This is a genomic window from Streptomyces sp. NPDC041784, assembly GCF_055591025.1.
The window spans coordinates 58,238-72,001 of sequence record NZ_JBVJAB010000018.1 but is presented as its reverse complement, the minus strand read 5'-3'; the positions used below and the strand labels follow the sequence as shown (position 1 = coordinate 72,001).

Genomic DNA, 13,764 nt, shown 5'->3' with positions numbered 1-13,764 from the left:
GTCTCGGGTTGTCGGAATGCCTGATTCTGGATCGTGAGGTGGCGTGGTGAAAGCCGTGGGTCTCACCGAGTTCGGCGGCCCGGAGGTCATGCGGGTACTGGAACTTCCGGAGCCCCATGCGGGACCGGGACAGGTGCGGATCAAGGTGGCCGCCGCCGCCGTGCACCCGTCCGATGTCAACACGCGGCTCGGGCTCGCGGCCAAGAACTGCCCGACAGGTATCCGCCCGCCGAGGAGTACGTGGTGGGGTGGGACGCGGCCGGGGTGATCGATGAGGTCGGCGAGGGAGTGCGCGCGGAACTGGCGGTCGGCGCCGAGGTGACAGCTCTGCTGGAGCCGAAACTGACACTGGGCGCGCAGGCGGAGTACGTGGTGGCACCCGCGGAATCGGTGGTCCGCGCGCCGAAGGGGGCCGACCTGACGGCGGCGTCGACCCTCCTGATGAGCGCGCTGACCGCGCGGACGGCGCTGGACGCCCTTGAGCTGCCCCCCGGAGCGACGGTCGCGGTGACCGGCGCGGCCGGTGCGGTCGGCGGCTATGCGGTGCAGCTGGCCAAGGCCGCCGGGCTGACAGTGATCGCCGACGCGGCGGAGAAGGACCGGGACCTCGTCATCGGCCTGGGTGCCGATCACGTGCCGGCGCGGGCGACCGCACCGGCCTCGCCCCTGCCCCCAGTGCCGCGACCCTGGCCCGGTTCGTCCAGCACCCGCGGGGCGACGCCGGACCCGCCCTGCGCGGAACCTTCCAGTCCCACTTCCACTGGCTGCAGGCCCACATGGTGCGCAACGAGATCCGGCAGCGCTGGTTCGAGTTCTTCCAGGCCTTCGACATCGTGCTCATGCCGGTCACGCCGACGGCTGCCCCCGCTCATCACAACAAACTGATCGACTGGTTCGGGCGGCCCTTCGAGGTCGACGGTGTACGACGCCCTTACTGGGACCAGGTCAAGTGGAGCGCCGTCGCCAACGTCTCCGGAGGACCGGCAACGACCATCCCCGTGCGCAAGGGCAGAAGCGGACTGCCCATCGGGCTGCAGGCCATGGGCCCGAGCGGAGGCGATCTCACCACCATCGAATTCGCCGCGCTGCTCGGCCGGGAAGTAGACGGGTTCGTGCCGCCTCCGGCCCTCGTCCAGATCTGACCGCCCAACCCGGGGAACCAGGAAAACGACGCACACCACCCGACCCGCACGTGTCACGGCTGCCGCCGGATTCCGCCTGCCACTCTCCAGAGCACACCGCGACCTCGTCAGCGACGACCGCATCGCACACGACGTCTTCGGCGCCGCAGCCAGCCGGATCGCGACCCAGCCAAGGTCGTGGCCAGGTCGTAGATCTCGTACAGGGCGATCCTGCCGGGCCCTCCTGTTCGGGGAAGCCCGGATACCCACCTGCTTGTGGTCACGCTGGGGGCGACACTGACGGCCCGCGTTCTTGCAGACGCCTGAAACCAAGGACATCTCGGCGTCGAGCTTCTCAAATGCCTCCGAGAACCCCCGCCCCGGATCGCCCCGCGCCAAAGGATCAGGGCCCTCGGAAGCTCGAGGGCGCGAAGCCGTCCGAGCCCCAACGGGCCCTGTTGCCGCTGCGGCGAGCACCCCCTACATGTTGATCATGTGGCCGGCCAGGCCGTGGACGGCTTCCTTGACCGCTTCGCCGAGGGTGGGGTGGGCGTGGACGTTGCGGGCGACCTCGTGGACCGTGAGGTCCCACTGCTGGGCCAGGGTCAGCTCGGGGAGGAGTTCGGTGACGTCGGGTCCGATGAGGTGACCGCCGAGGAGTTCGCCGTACTTGGCGTCGCTGATCAGCTTCACGAACCCGCTCGCGTCGCCCAGGCCATGGGCCTTGGCGTTCGCGGTGAACGGGAACTTGGCGACCTGCACGTCGAAGCCCTTCTCCCGTGCCTGCGCCTCGGTGTAGCCGAAGCTGGCGATCTGCGGCTGGCAGAAGGTGGATCGCGGGATCATCACGTAGTCCAGCTCCATGGTCTCCGCGTCCGCGATCGTCTCGGCGGCGACCACGCCCATCGCCTCGGCGGCGTGCGCGAGCATCAGCTTCGCGGTGACGTCGCCGATGGCGTAGATGTGCGGAACCGAGGTGCGGCAACGGCCGTCGACATCGATCGCGCCGCGCTCGGTGAGGCGCACGCCGGTGTTCTCCAGGCCGTAGCCGGTGACGTTCGGCGCGAAGCCGATCGCCTGCAACACCTTGTCCGCCTCCAGGACCTGCTGCGCGCCGTCCTTGCCGGTGACCGTGACCCGGACCTGCGCGCCCGACTCGTCGATCGACTCGACACGCGTCGAGGTCAGCACCTGGATCCCCAACTTCCGGTACTGCTTGGCGAGTTCAGCGGAGACCTCGACGTCCTCCAGCGGGGCGATCCGGTCCAGGAACTCCACGATCGTGACCTGCACACCGTAGTTGTGCAGGACATACGCGAACTCGACGCCGATCGCGCCGGCACCGGCGATCACGATCGACTGCGGCAGGTCCTCGGCGAGGATCTGCTCCTCGAACGTCACCACGCGCGACGTGCGGCGGGTGCCGGGCAGCAGCCTGGGGCTCGCCCCGGCGGCGATGATGCAGTGATCGAAGCCGATGGTGCGGGTGTTGCCGTCGAAGTCGGCCACCTGGAGCGTGTGCGGGTCGAGGAAGGTGCCGCGACCGCTGATCTCCGTGATCTTGTTCTTCTTCATCAGGTAGTGGACGCCCTTGACCCGGCCGTCCGCGACCTTCCGGCTGCGGCGGAAGGCCTCCCCGTAGTCGAAGGAGACCTCACCCTCGACCTTGATGCCGAAGGTCTTCGCCTCGCGGGTGAAGATGTGCGCGAGCTCGGCGTTGCGCAGCAAGGCCTTGGTGGGGATACAGCCCACGTTCAGGCAGACGCCGCCCCAGTACTTCTCCTCGACGACCGCGACGCTCTTGCCCAGTTGGGCGGCCCGGATGGCGGCTACGTATCCGCCGGGGCCCGCGCCGAGTACGACGACGTCGAAGCGCTCACCCTGCTCGTCCATGGACGGCTTCCTTTCCGCTGGGACGGCCCGCCCCCGCGAGGGGCGGACGCACTCCCGATCGAACGATCTGTTCATCAACACGCCGGCGGCGGCATCCGCCACCTCCCGCAGCGGGGATACGGTGGAGGCGACCGTATGGCCACCATCTCGAACGGCGGCTTCCCGGCGTCAGCTTCAGCGCCACGCAGCGGTGATCTATGCCCGGCCAGCTGTTGTAGTGCGCCCTGCCGCACGGGGGCGTTGGCTGTCAGGCGGTCTCCCTCAGCTGCGGGGAGGAGTCCTCCACCCGCAACACATAGGCCGCAGCGCCGGCGTAGGAAGCCTCGACGACAAGAACGGCGATCAGCAGCGGATGGGGCCACCCATCCGCCACGATGCTGACCACGCGCCCCACAGCCAGGCCGCTCATGAAGGTGAACAGCATGATGAGCGAAGTCCTGGTGTAACGCGGATTGGAGGCTCCCAGGCAGAACAGGATCGCCACGGCTACGAACAGTGACCCGGAACCGCTCCTGAAAATGTTCGCCTCCGATGGCGACTGGATGTCGACCCCGTAGATGTCGAGCAGGAGGTGGGGAGCCAAGAGATAGATCAACCCGATCACGGCGATCCCGAGGCCCGCGGAACCAAGAACCATCTTCTTCAGACCCATCTTTCTGATACCTCCGGTGTGGGAGCTCATCGAAGAAGCTCCAGAACATGCGGCACGAACTGCTCGCGGTGTGGGAAGACGCCGCCATGGCCGGCATCGGGACCCGAAGTGAGGCGTTCGGCAGGCGATGCGCGAAGTCGAACGATGCTCGTGTTGGAAGCATGCGGTCGTCCTCGCCGTTCGCGACCAGAACGGGACGTCGGATCAAGGAGAGGTTCATCGGTGCTTGATTTCCCCAGCGAAGAATCACCTTGAGCTGGGCAGCGACCCTCTCGGTGAGGTGCCGGCTACGGCCTGTCAGGGCGGGACCCCGGGGACGCACCCGTACCGTCGTGCTGACGGATCTGCGCGGCTACGGCGGCTCCGCGAAACCGGTCGCCGGCGCCGCCCATGCCGAGTACAGCAAACGCGCCATGGCCGCGGACCAGGTCGCGGTGATGGCGAGCCTCGGCTTCGACACCTTCGCCGCGGTCGGACACGACCGCGGTGCCTGCGTCGTGCACCGGATGTGCCTCGATCACCCCGCCCGGGTCAGGCGCGCCGCCGTCCTGGACATCGTGCCCACCCGGCACGTCTTCCCCACCGCGGACACCGCCTTCGGGGTAGCCGTCTCTCGCCCGTGTGGGTCATTCGGCCTGCCATGAGAGTGTGCTCAGCTGCGCGACGGTGTGGTGCCCGAGGCCGGCGGGCACGTCGAGCCCCGCCGCGGTGAGGATCTCGCGAACCCGCTCTTCGGCGCGCTCACCCAGCCCGTCGTAGCCGTGCTCGAACAAGCGCCGGGCCTGTTCACGGGGCCAGTCGGTGGGCACCAGGTGCTGCGATAGTTGCGGATCGAGGGCGGGGAACCGGCGGTACGCGTCCATCAGCCGGGGCCTGGCGGCCAAGGCCTCGCCCCCGCGGACCCGCTCGTCCCGGGGCGTCGCCAACCACCGCCATTCCTTAACGAATATGGCGACCCGGCCTGGGTCATGCACACCGCGGCGCTGCCGCAACCCGGCCAAGGCATCACCACACGCTGCGGTCAGGCCGGTCACTTCGGCGACGTCGGCGAGCAGCCGGGCACCGGCGTGACCGACCACGCCACGCCCGTCAGCACTCACGATGATCTTCGGACGCGACCCGGTAGCCCTCACTCGGCAGGTGCCTTCCATGGCGAACGATCAGGGCCTTCGACAAGCCAGATCATCCCAGACAGCAGGCACCTTCCTCATTTCCGATCATGAACCGCGGGCAGGCTTCCTGAAAGGCCCGGGCTAAACAGCCCTTCCGTCAGCCAGGAATGGCCGCAGATGCGCCAGCAGCGCTGTCGGCTGCTCCTCCGGGATGAAATGGCCGCACTCCGCAATCTCGGCACCGGTGACGTCGTCCGCGTACTCGCGCCAGATCTCCAGCGTCGGCAGGCGGGAGGGCAGCCCCACGGAACCCCACAGCGCCAGTACCGGCATGGTGAGGAGCCGGCCCTCGGCGGCGTCGATGTCGTCGAGGGCGACGTCCTGCTCCATGGCGCGGTAGTCGTCGAAACTCGCGCGCAGGGCACCCGGACGGGAGAACGCCCGGACGTAGGCGTCGACCGCTTCGGGTGTCAGGCCGTGGCGGTTGTAGGTCCAGCGCTCGAAGAAGTACTCGAGATATCCGCGGATGTCGCGTCCCACGAGGCGCTCCGGCAGGTCGGGTTGCATCTGGAACAGCCAGTGCCAGTACCCGGAGGCGAGGGAGGCATCCAAGCGACGGAACATCTCCCGGGTGGGCACGATGTCGAGTACGGCCAGCCGCTCCACCTGCTCCGGGCGATCCAGCGCCCACCGGTGCGCCACACGGGCGCCGCGGTCGTGCCCCACGACCGCGGCCTTCTCGAAGCCGAGCGCTTCGACGAGACCGGCGATGTCGGCAGCCATCCGCCGCTTGTCGTAACCGGCCGTGGGTTTGTCACTCAGGCCGTAGCCGCGCAGGTCGGGCGCCACGACAGTGTGGTCGGCCGCGAGATCCGCCAGCACCGGCCGCCAGCAGTCGGAGGTCTGCGGCCAGCCGTGGAGCAGCACGAGCAGGGGGCCGGATCCCGCCCGGACGTAGTGCAGGCGGACCCCGTCCACCTGCGTCACTCCGGTCGTCACTGTCGGCTGTCCCATCAATGCGCCTCCTCGGCATGACTAACCGCCTTAGACGGTTAAGCTAACGTGCAGAATGGAGGCGTGGCAACGGACGACATGTGGATCTGGGACGGCGGGCGGGTCTGCCTGGACTTCACCAACACCCTCCGCTACCGGTGGCGGACCACGCCGGAGGAGACTCTCCGGAACCCGGGCGACCTGGCTCTCTGGCTTCAGCGGGCCGGCCTGCTCACACCGGACATCCCGGACCCCGGCGCTGCCGCCGTCCTGGCGTCGGGCCGACGACTGCGCGAGACGGTCGACCGGGCCGTACTCGCGGTCGCCGACAACCGGCTGCCCTTGTCCGGCGACATCACCATGCTCAACCGATCAGCAGCAAAGGCTCCTCGACCCGCCTTGCAGATCGCCGTCACGGACGGGCGCCTGGAGCCCGCCGGAACCGCGAGCATCGCCACCGATGCCTCAGCCGCTCTGGCGCTGATCGCCCAGGACGCCGTCGAACTGCTCCTGTCCGCCGAGATCCGGCGGGTACGCGTCTGCGGCGCGGACGAATGCGCCCTGCGCTTCGTGGACCGCTCCCCCGCCCGCAACCGCCGCTGGTGCTCCATGTCCCGCTGCGGCAACCGCACAAAGGTCCGCCTCCACCAGGCCCGGGCCAGACGGAGTGAGCACACCCCGGCAGACTGAGCCCCAAGAGCTCCTGGCACCACCGCGCTCAGTTCACTCGGCGGGCCTGAGACGGAAGGCGGGGCCGGGGACGCTCTCGATGTCCTTCGGCTGTACGGCGTGGCCCCGGTCGCAGCGGATCTGGGCGTCGACGTGCGCGCCGCATCCACGGTGCCTGGACAGCATGGCCGGGCCCTCCGGGTCGGCGCGGTAGCGGTCGCCCCACTGCAGGAGCCCCATCACGGCCGGGACCAGATCCACACCCTTGGGGGTGATCACGTACTTCGGACGGCTCCGCGAGCCCGGCTCCTTGTAGGTCTCGGTGGCCAGGATCCCTTCCTCCACGAGCATCCGAAGCCGCGCCGCGAGGAGGTTGCGGGGACAGCCCAGGACCCGTTCGAACTCGCTGAAACGGGACGAGCCGTAATAGACCTCGCGCAGGATCAGGATCGTCCACTTCTCGCCCACGACCTCAAGGGTCCGGGCGATCGAGCAGTTCGACGCGTCCCGGTCGAGTCGGGGGTCCACGCCGGCGTCCTGCAGAGCTTCGGTCGTTGCATCCATGGGGTGATTCTACCCTCACCTGAGTTTACTTTTCTATACTCAACAAGTAGCGTCATGGTCGGCACATCAACCCGGCCGCACACGAGAAACGGGCGCAGGGGGACCTGCCGGAAGAATCGCATCAACCACCCGGACACCCACACAGGAAGGCCGCCGGCATGAAGGCGTTCGTCGTCGAGAAGTACGGCAAGGACGGCGTACGCGCCGCAGAGGTACCCGAGCCCACCGTCGGAGACCGCGACGTCCTGGTCAGAGTGAGCGCCGCCAGCATCAACCCGCTGGACAAGATGGTCCGCAACGGGGAGTTCAAGCAGATCCTGAAGTACAAGCGCCCGTTCGTGCTCGGCCACGACGTGGCGGGCGTCGTGACACAGGTCGGCTCCGCCGTACACGGCTTCAAGGTCGGCGACGAGGTCTACGCCCGCCCGCGCGACCTGCGGGTCGGGGGCTTCGCGGAGTTCATCGCGATCGACGCGGACGATGTCGCCCCCAAGCCGGCCTCACTCTCCCTGGAGGAGGCGGCCGCGGTGCCGCTGGTGGCCCTGACCGCCTGGCAGATCCTCGTCGAGCGCGCGCACGTGAAGCCGGGGCAGAAAGTGCTCGTCCACGCCGGAGCCGGCGGCCTCGGGTCGACGGTCATCCAGCTCGCCAAGCACCTCGGCGCCACGGTGGCGACGACCGCGAACACCAGGTCCGAGGAGTTGGTCAGGAGCCTTGGCGCCGACGTCGTCGTCGACTACACCAAGGAAGACTTCTCCAAGGTGCTCTCGGGCTACGACCTGGTGCTGGACTCCCTGGGCGGGGCGAACCTCGAGAAGTCACTGACCGTACTGAAGCCCGGCGGCCTGGCCATCAGTGTCGTCGGCCCGCCCGACGCCGCTTTCGCCAAGCAGCTCGGCGCCCCCGGCGTCATGGGCCTGATCATGAACACGCTCAGCCGCAAGGTCCGCAAGCAGGCCAAGGCGCTGGGCGTGCGCTACGAGTTCCTCTTCATGCAGGCCAACGGCTCCCAGCTGCGCAAACTCGGCGCCCTCTACGACAGCGGGAAACTCCGCCCGGTCATCGACAGCACCTTCCCCTTCGACCAGACACTCGAGGCGATGGCGCACGTCGAGCAGGGCCGCACCAAGGCCGGCAAGGTCGTGGTCTCCATGGCGCCCGACAACGACTGAGACACGGCCGGCAACAGCCCCTCCGTTCCGGCACGGTCATCAGAGGACGACCCGTTGGCGGTCCACATCGCAACTATGTCGCGGAGAGCTCCAGTTGCAGGGGTTCGGGTCATTCGGCACGCCGTATGCCCGCGGCACGGCGCGGCGCGCGGCTTTGGATGCCCGCGCGAAGTGTGCCCTGCCGCCCCAAACCCCGGCAGATCGCTCCTCGCCACCACTCGGTCCAGAACGCGCGCCACCGCGACAACGGTGGCACGCTGTCGCCGTGGTCGATGAGATCCGGCTCTGTACGGACGCGGTCAGACCGCTCCCATCAGCGGCAAACCGGCTGTCATGGACAGTACGGCTGCCGCATGGCTCCCGGCCCGGTCGGACATCTGCCGCGGCAGTCTGCGAGGCCATACGTTCCCGTTTCGTTGACGCGCGGCCCCCCTCGCGCAAGGCGATGCCCTGCTCACGGCGGACGTGTTCAAGACGGCAGCGTCCGTCCGCCGAGCGACGCACGTCGCCAGGTGGGAGTGCGGTCCTTGTCGACCAGGGCGGCACGGACGCCCTCCAGGAAGTCCGGCGTGCGGATGGTCGTGCGCGTGAGGGCGAGTTCGGCGTCGAGGCACTCGCGCAACGTGCGCTGTCTGCCTCGGGCCAGCAGGGCATGGGTGATCTCCAGGCTCTGCGGCGAGGCGGACTCCAGGGCGCCCAACGCGGCTGCCGCCCAAGGGGTGTCGAGGTGACGCAGGCGTTTGTCGATCTCGCCGAGGGACGACGCGCCGAAAGCCCAGTCCACGTCCCCGCGGACCTCCGCCAGCCTGCTCTCCGCCACCGGGGAACGGACGGCAAGACGGTTCAGGACGACGTCCACCGGCTCATCGGGGCTGTCGGCCAGGGCGTCCCCCACCGTGTCCAGAAGGTCCGCGGGAACGAAATGCGTGGCCAGCCCCGTGTACAGGGCGTCGGCCGCGTCGATCCTCTGCCCGGTCAGTCCCAGGTACATGCCGATCGCGCCGGGCAGCCTCGGCAGGAAGTAGCTGGCCCCGATGTCCGGGAAGAACCCGATCCCGGTCTCGGGCATCGCCAGCACCGCGCGTTCGGTGACGACGCGGAAGCCGCCGTGGACCGACAGCCCCAGACCGCCGCCCATGCACAGGCCGTCGATGAGCGACACGACCGGCACGGGATACGCGGCGATCCGGGCGTTGAGCCGGTACTCGGAGGCGAAGAACCGCTCACTGGCCTCGGCATCGCCGGCGAGGCTGTGCTCGCGGATCGTGCGGATGTCCCCGCCGGCGCAGAACGCCTTCGTGCTGGTACTGGCGAGCACCACGGCGGACAGCGGTGCGTGCTCCCATGAGGCGAGCGCACGGTCGATGGCACAGACCATGTCTGCGGTCAGGGCGTTGAGCGCCCTGGGCCGGTTCAGCAGGATGCGGCCGACGCCCCGGTGGATGCCGGCGAGAATCGTGGCCGCAGCGGTATCAGGCATGGCTCGTCATCTCGTCCCCGCGGACCTGGCTGTCATGGCCATCACGTTCCTTGACTCGCGTCGATGCCGCGGGCTTGAGGGGTAGGCACCAGGCACCTCAAGATCCTTGCACACGGCGCGGAGCGCCTCGACGAGCTTACCGGCGGCCACGGCGGGGCTGCGGCACGCCTTCGCCACCCCCGCCCTGGGACGCGTTCGCCGCCGGCACCCCAGGCTCCAGGTCGAACTCATCACCGCGACACGGCAGCTCGCCCTGCGCCCGTCCGGTTTCGATCCTGCTCTCGTCATCGGCGTTCCCTCCAGCAGCCGCCTTGTGACCGAGCACCTCACCGACTGCACGACCTCGCACGGGATCAGAGCGGACCACGTCTCACCCCCGGCCTCCAGGGCCCGGGCGATTGCGCCGTTGGACGTCCCCGGTCGAGATGGGGCCCATCTCCGATGCCCTGAAGAAGGGCTTCCTCGCATCCATGAGGCTGATACATCTGAGTTTACTATTCTATACTCAGCCAGTAGCGTCATGACCGGCACATCGACCCGGCTGCCGCAGGGGAACCCGGCACGGCACCCGCCTGAGAAGGAGCATCACCATGGGAATAAGCCCAGAGGCACACGAGTTCGCGGAGTTTCTCGCGAGTGTGAGCGCGAAGTCGTCGACACCGGGCCTCGACCTGGCCGTCATCCGTGACATCATCGACTCGAGCGCCAAGGCGTCGACCGAGCCGGAAGGCGTCACCTACGCCGAAGTGGACGCGGGCGGCGTCCCCGCCCTGTGGGCCATCCCCGAGGGTGCCGATCCCGACCGCGCGCTGCTGCACTTCCACTTCGGTGGTTCTGTCGCCGCCTCCATGCACTCCGACCGCAAGGCCGCGGGACACATCGCGAAGGCGGCCGGCGCCCGCTCGCTGGTCGTGGACTTCCGCCTGGCGCCCGAACACCCCTACCCGGCACAGCTCGACGACGCCGAGACCGCCTACCGTTGGCTGCTCGCCCAGGGCTACGAGCCGCGGAACATCGGCAGCACGGGCCACTCGATCGGCGGCACACTCGCGGTGATGCTGCCGCTGCGCCTGCTCGCCAAGGGCGAGGCCACCCCCGGCGCGATCGTCAGCGTCTCCCCCTGGACCGACCTCACCATCCAGAACCCGGCAGTGGACGCCAACGAGACGAACGACAAGATGCTCAGCCGGGGGTCCCTGGAGTTCTTCCGCGGAGCCTGGCTGCAGGATCCCGCCGTGGACTTCACCGACCCGCAGATCAGCCTCGTGCACGCCGACCTGACCGGCCTGCCGCCCACGCTCGTCCACTACGGTGAGTACGAGACCCTCGCCGACGACGGCGCCCAGCTCGGCCGCCGCCTCGCGGACTTCAAGGTCACCACCGAGACCCACGCGCTGCCCGAAGGGCAGCACTCGTTCATCATGGGCGCCGGACGCGTACCCGAGGTGGACCAGGCCATCGGGCAGATGGGCCAGTGGCTCCGCAAGCACCTCGGCGCGTGAGCGAAAGCCGCGCCTGACGCCGGGTCTGCTCTCCTGGCCGCAACACCACGGGCGATGCCGGTGACCGGTCCACCGGTCACCGGCATCCTGCTCGACCACGCCGACCGGCATACGGTACGTGTGTCCGACACCGTTCCGCACACAACCACACCACCCTCCCGATGCCACAAAGGAGTGCGCGATGGGAACGTACGAGGATGTCTTCCGCGCCAGTACCGAGGACCCGGAGCGCTTCTGGCTGCAGGCGGCGAAAGGCATCGACTGGGATGTCGCTCCGCACCGCGCCCTGGACTCCTCGGGCGCGCCCTTCTACCGCTGGTTTCCCGACGGACGGCTCAACGTCTGTTTCAACGCGCTCGACCGGCACGTCGAGGCCGGCCGCGGTGAACAGCCCGCACTCGTCCACGACTCACCCGTGACCGACACCCGCCGCACCTACACCTACGCGCAGCTGAGAGACGAGGTGGCGGCCTTCGCCGGAGCACTGGCGGGGCTCGGGGTGGGGCACGGCGACCGGGTCGTCATCTACATGCCGATGGTCCCCGAGGCCGCCGTCGCGATGCTGGCCTGCGCACGGATCGGCGCGGTGCACTCGGTCGTCTTCGGCGGGTTCGCCCCGCGCGAACTCGCCCTGCGCATCGACGACGCGGCCCCCAAGGTCGTGGTCTCCGCCTCCTGCGGCATCGAGGGCAAGCGGGTCATCGCGTACAAGCCCCTGCTCGACCGGGCGATCGAACTCGCGGTCCACAAGCCCGACAAGAGCGTGATCCTGCAACGCCCGCAGGAGCGGGCCGAGTTGGGGCCCGACGATCTCGACTGGGCCGACGCGGTCGCGGCCGCAACCCCGGCCGACTGCCTTCCCGTCGCCGCCACCGATCCCCTCTACATCCTCTACACGTCCGGAACGACCGGGAAACCCAAGGGAGTCGTGCGTGACTGCGGCGGCTACGCGGTTGCCCTGCACTGGTCGATGGGCGCCGTCTACGACGTGGGCCCCGGCGAGACCATGTTCACCGGCTCCGACGTCGGCTGGGTCGTCGGGCACTCCTACATCGTCTACGGGCCTCTGCTGGCCGGCGCCACGACCATCCTGTACGAGGGCAAGCCGGTCGGCACACCGGACGCCGGCCAGTTCTGGCGCGTGGCCGCCGAGCACCGGGTCAAGACCATGTTCACCGCGCCCACCGCCTTCCGGGCCATCCGCAAGGAGGACCCGAAGGGAGCACTCACGGCCGACTACGACCTGAGCGGCCTGCGCCACCTCTTCCTCGCCGGCGAACGCCTCGACCCCGAGACCTACCACTGGGCGAGCACCCTCCTGGGCATCCCGGTGATCGACCACTGGTGGCAGACCGAGACCGGCTGGCCCATCGTCGCCAACCCGGTCGGCATCGAAGCCGCTCCCCTCAAGCCCGGGTCCCCCACCCGCCCGCTGCCGGGCTGGGACGTCCGCGTCCTCGATGCCTCGGGCGAGCCGGTACCGGCGGGCGTCGACGGCGCGATCGTGGTGAAGCTCCCCCTGCCGCCCGGCGCGCTCCCCACCCTCTGGAACGACGACGACCGCTTCGTCGCCTCCTACCTCTCCGCCCACGACGGCTACTACCTCACCGGCGACAGCGGCCACATCGACGACGACGGCTACGTCTTCGTCATGGGCCGCACCGACGACGTCATCAACGTCGCGGGACACCGGCTGTCCACCGGCAGCATGGAGGAGGCCCTGGCCGCCCACCCCGACGTCGCCGAATGCGCCGTCATCGGCGTCGCCGACGACCTCAAGGGACAGATCCCGCGCGGCTTCGTCGTCCTCAAGACAGGCAGCGACCGCGAACCGGGCGAGGTCGAGGCCGAACTCGTCCAGCTCGTACGCGAGCGCATCGGCGCCGTCGCCTCCCTCAAGGACGTCACGGTCGTGGCCGCCCTGCCAAAGACCCGCTCGGGCAAGATCCTGCGCAAGACCATGCGCGGCATCGCCGACGGCCACGACGAACCCATCCCCTCCACCGTCGACGACCCCGGCGTCATCGAAACCCTGCGCCCTGTCCTCCGCCGCGCCGATCGCACGCCGTGAACGGCTGCCCCAGGACATGAGCCACGGGGAGCACGTTCCACACCGACGGACGTCGGTGCCGATCACCTCGCACGCGCTGGACAGTCCTGCGACGCTCCGCCGGACCGCCCAGGCGGCCCCGGACGGCTGTCCGGACCCGGCACCCGACGCAAGGCAGACACACCTATCCGGAAGGCTCGCAGCCGGCTCGCGTACGGGCCACTGGGCAGCCCCTCCGGCTCCGCGTCACCGCCGACGATGTCCGGCTGGTGATGTCGGCGGGCCATGAGCCCACCCCGGGCGCCTCGGGCCTGCGCTCCATGCTCCTGGTTCCGCGATGGGCCCGCGGAAGCCCGCTGGGACTCGCACAGTTCGTCTGCCGTCAAACGGCAGACCCCTTCGACGACGAACTGCTGCTGGCCCAGGAGATCGCCTCCAGGGCAGCGGTGAACATCGCGCATGACCCTGCGCCCGAGGGAACGCCGGCCCCGTGCGCCTCAACACGGCTGTGGCGCACGGCGGCCCGGCGACCCGAGGAGCTACGGGCCGCCGCCGA

13 protein-coding genes and 3 pseudogenes are annotated in these 13,764 nt (G+C 69.3%); 9 read left to right on the top strand and 7 right to left on the bottom strand.

The features are described 5' to 3' along the window. Positions 1-33: 33 nt before the first annotated feature. Both ACZ6D7_RS32315 and ACZ6D7_RS32310 read left to right on the top strand, forming a co-directional pair. Positions 34-348: pseudogene (locus ACZ6D7_RS32315) on the top strand (hypothetical protein); the annotation flags it as partial. A 338-nt stretch (positions 349-686) separates the two neighbouring features. Beyond that, positions 687-1,142 (top strand): amidase family protein, encoded by a 456-nt coding sequence (locus tag ACZ6D7_RS32310; protein ID WP_469498658.1) that lies wholly within the window; start codon positions 687-689, stop codon positions 1,140-1,142. Positions 1,143-1,601: 459 nt separating this feature from the next. On the opposite strand, the gene lpdA is transcribed toward ACZ6D7_RS32310, so the two are convergent. Next, positions 1,602-3,014: a dihydrolipoyl dehydrogenase gene (gene lpdA, locus ACZ6D7_RS32305; protein ID WP_469498494.1), complete on the bottom strand. Its 1,413-nt coding sequence runs from the start codon at positions 3,012-3,014 to the stop codon at positions 1,602-1,604. A 247-nt stretch (positions 3,015-3,261) separates the two neighbouring features. Beyond that, positions 3,262-3,666, bottom strand: a complete 405-nt coding sequence (locus ACZ6D7_RS32300) for a DUF4345 domain-containing protein (protein ID WP_469498491.1) — start codon at positions 3,664-3,666, stop codon at positions 3,262-3,264. Positions 3,667-3,998: 332 nt separating this feature from the next. On the opposite strand from ACZ6D7_RS32300, the gene ACZ6D7_RS32295 reads away from it, so the two are divergent. Continuing rightward, positions 3,999-4,310 (top strand): alpha/beta fold hydrolase, encoded by a 312-nt coding sequence (locus ACZ6D7_RS32295; RefSeq protein ID WP_469498488.1) that lies wholly within the window; start codon positions 3,999-4,001, stop codon positions 4,308-4,310. Here the strand turns inward: ACZ6D7_RS32295 and ACZ6D7_RS32290 are convergent. The 3 genes and pseudogenes from ACZ6D7_RS32290 to ACZ6D7_RS32280 form a co-directional block, all read right to left on the bottom strand. After that, on the bottom strand, positions 4,293-4,616 hold the full coding sequence (locus tag ACZ6D7_RS32290) for a PaaX family transcriptional regulator C-terminal domain-containing protein (protein WP_469498655.1): 324 nt from the start codon (positions 4,614-4,616) through the stop codon (positions 4,293-4,295). The genes ACZ6D7_RS32295 and ACZ6D7_RS32290 overlap by 18 nt on opposite strands. Then, positions 4,608-4,817 (bottom strand): annotated as a pseudogene (locus tag ACZ6D7_RS32285) (IS1380 family transposase); the annotation flags it as partial. The gene ACZ6D7_RS32290 and the pseudogene ACZ6D7_RS32285, both read right to left, overlap by 9 nt. A gap of 102 nt (positions 4,818-4,919) precedes the next feature. Beyond that, positions 4,920-5,792, bottom strand: coding sequence for an alpha/beta fold hydrolase (locus ACZ6D7_RS32280; protein WP_469498484.1), 873 nt, complete (start codon positions 5,790-5,792; stop codon positions 4,920-4,922). A gap of 63 nt (positions 5,793-5,855) precedes the next feature. Here ACZ6D7_RS32280 and ACZ6D7_RS32275 point away from each other — a divergent pair, with 63 nt between their 5' ends. Further along, complete coding sequence (locus tag ACZ6D7_RS32275; protein WP_469498481.1) at positions 5,856-6,461, top strand: CGNR zinc finger domain-containing protein; 606 nt, start codon at positions 5,856-5,858, stop codon at positions 6,459-6,461. A 33-nt stretch (positions 6,462-6,494) separates the two neighbouring features. Here ACZ6D7_RS32275 and ACZ6D7_RS32270 read toward each other — a convergent pair whose 3' ends face one another. Continuing rightward, positions 6,495-7,004 (bottom strand): winged helix-turn-helix transcriptional regulator, encoded by a 510-nt coding sequence (locus ACZ6D7_RS32270; protein ID WP_469498478.1) that lies wholly within the window; start codon positions 7,002-7,004, stop codon positions 6,495-6,497. A gap of 158 nt (positions 7,005-7,162) precedes the next feature. Here ACZ6D7_RS32270 and ACZ6D7_RS32265 point away from each other — a divergent pair, with 158 nt between their 5' ends. Further along, entirely contained in the window at positions 7,163-8,176 is a 1,014-nt protein-coding gene (locus tag ACZ6D7_RS32265; RefSeq protein WP_469498475.1) for an NADP-dependent oxidoreductase, read from the top strand. A 469-nt stretch (positions 8,177-8,645) separates the two neighbouring features. Here ACZ6D7_RS32265 and ACZ6D7_RS32260 read toward each other — a convergent pair whose 3' ends face one another. Beyond that, positions 8,646-9,656: an enoyl-CoA hydratase/isomerase family protein gene (locus ACZ6D7_RS32260; protein ID WP_469498472.1), complete on the bottom strand. Its 1,011-nt coding sequence runs from the start codon at positions 9,654-9,656 to the stop codon at positions 8,646-8,648. A 106-nt stretch (positions 9,657-9,762) separates the two neighbouring features. Between ACZ6D7_RS32260 and ACZ6D7_RS32255 the strand changes: the two genes are divergently transcribed. The 4 genes and pseudogenes from ACZ6D7_RS32255 to ACZ6D7_RS32240 form a co-directional block, all read left to right on the top strand. Further along, positions 9,763-10,344, top strand: a complete 582-nt coding sequence (locus ACZ6D7_RS32255; protein WP_469498469.1) for a LysR substrate-binding domain-containing protein — start codon at positions 9,763-9,765, stop codon at positions 10,342-10,344. After that, on the top strand, positions 10,247-11,158 hold the full coding sequence (locus ACZ6D7_RS32250) for an alpha/beta hydrolase (RefSeq protein WP_469498466.1): 912 nt from the start codon (positions 10,247-10,249) through the stop codon (positions 11,156-11,158). Before ACZ6D7_RS32255 ends, ACZ6D7_RS32250 begins: the two co-directional genes overlap by 98 nt. Before the next feature lie 181 nt (positions 11,159-11,339). Beyond that, positions 11,340-13,229, top strand: coding sequence for an AMP-binding protein (locus ACZ6D7_RS32245; protein WP_469498463.1), 1,890 nt, complete (start codon positions 11,340-11,342; stop codon positions 13,227-13,229). Positions 13,230-13,315: 86 nt separating this feature from the next. Next, positions 13,316-13,651 (top strand): annotated as a pseudogene (locus ACZ6D7_RS32240) (GAF domain-containing protein); the annotation flags it as partial. Positions 13,652-13,764: the final 113 nt, after the last annotated feature.

Bases quoted from the DNA above. Each gene is read 5' to 3' on its own strand.
- lpdA (WP_469498494.1), bottom strand. From the start codon at position 3,014: ATGGACGAGCAGGGTGAGCGCTTCGACGTCGTCGTACTCGGCGCGGGC.
- ACZ6D7_RS32300 (WP_469498491.1), bottom strand. From the start codon at position 3,666: ATGGGTCTGAAGAAGATGGTTCTTGGTTCCGCGGGCCTCGGGATCGCC.
- ACZ6D7_RS32280 (WP_469498484.1), bottom strand. From the start codon at position 5,792: ATGGGACAGCCGACAGTGACGACCGGAGTGACGCAGGTGGACGGGGTC.
- ACZ6D7_RS32270 (WP_469498478.1), bottom strand. From the start codon at position 7,004: ATGGATGCAACGACCGAAGCTCTGCAGGACGCCGGCGTGGACCCCCGA.
- ACZ6D7_RS32265 (WP_469498475.1), top strand. From the start codon at position 7,163: ATGAAGGCGTTCGTCGTCGAGAAGTACGGCAAGGACGGCGTACGCGCC.
- ACZ6D7_RS32260 (WP_469498472.1), bottom strand. From the start codon at position 9,656: ATGCCTGATACCGCTGCGGCCACGATTCTCGCCGGCATCCACCGGGGC.
- ACZ6D7_RS32250 (WP_469498466.1), top strand. From the start codon at position 10,247: ATGGGAATAAGCCCAGAGGCACACGAGTTCGCGGAGTTTCTCGCGAGT.
- ACZ6D7_RS32245 (WP_469498463.1), top strand. From the start codon at position 11,340: ATGGGAACGTACGAGGATGTCTTCCGCGCCAGTACCGAGGACCCGGAG.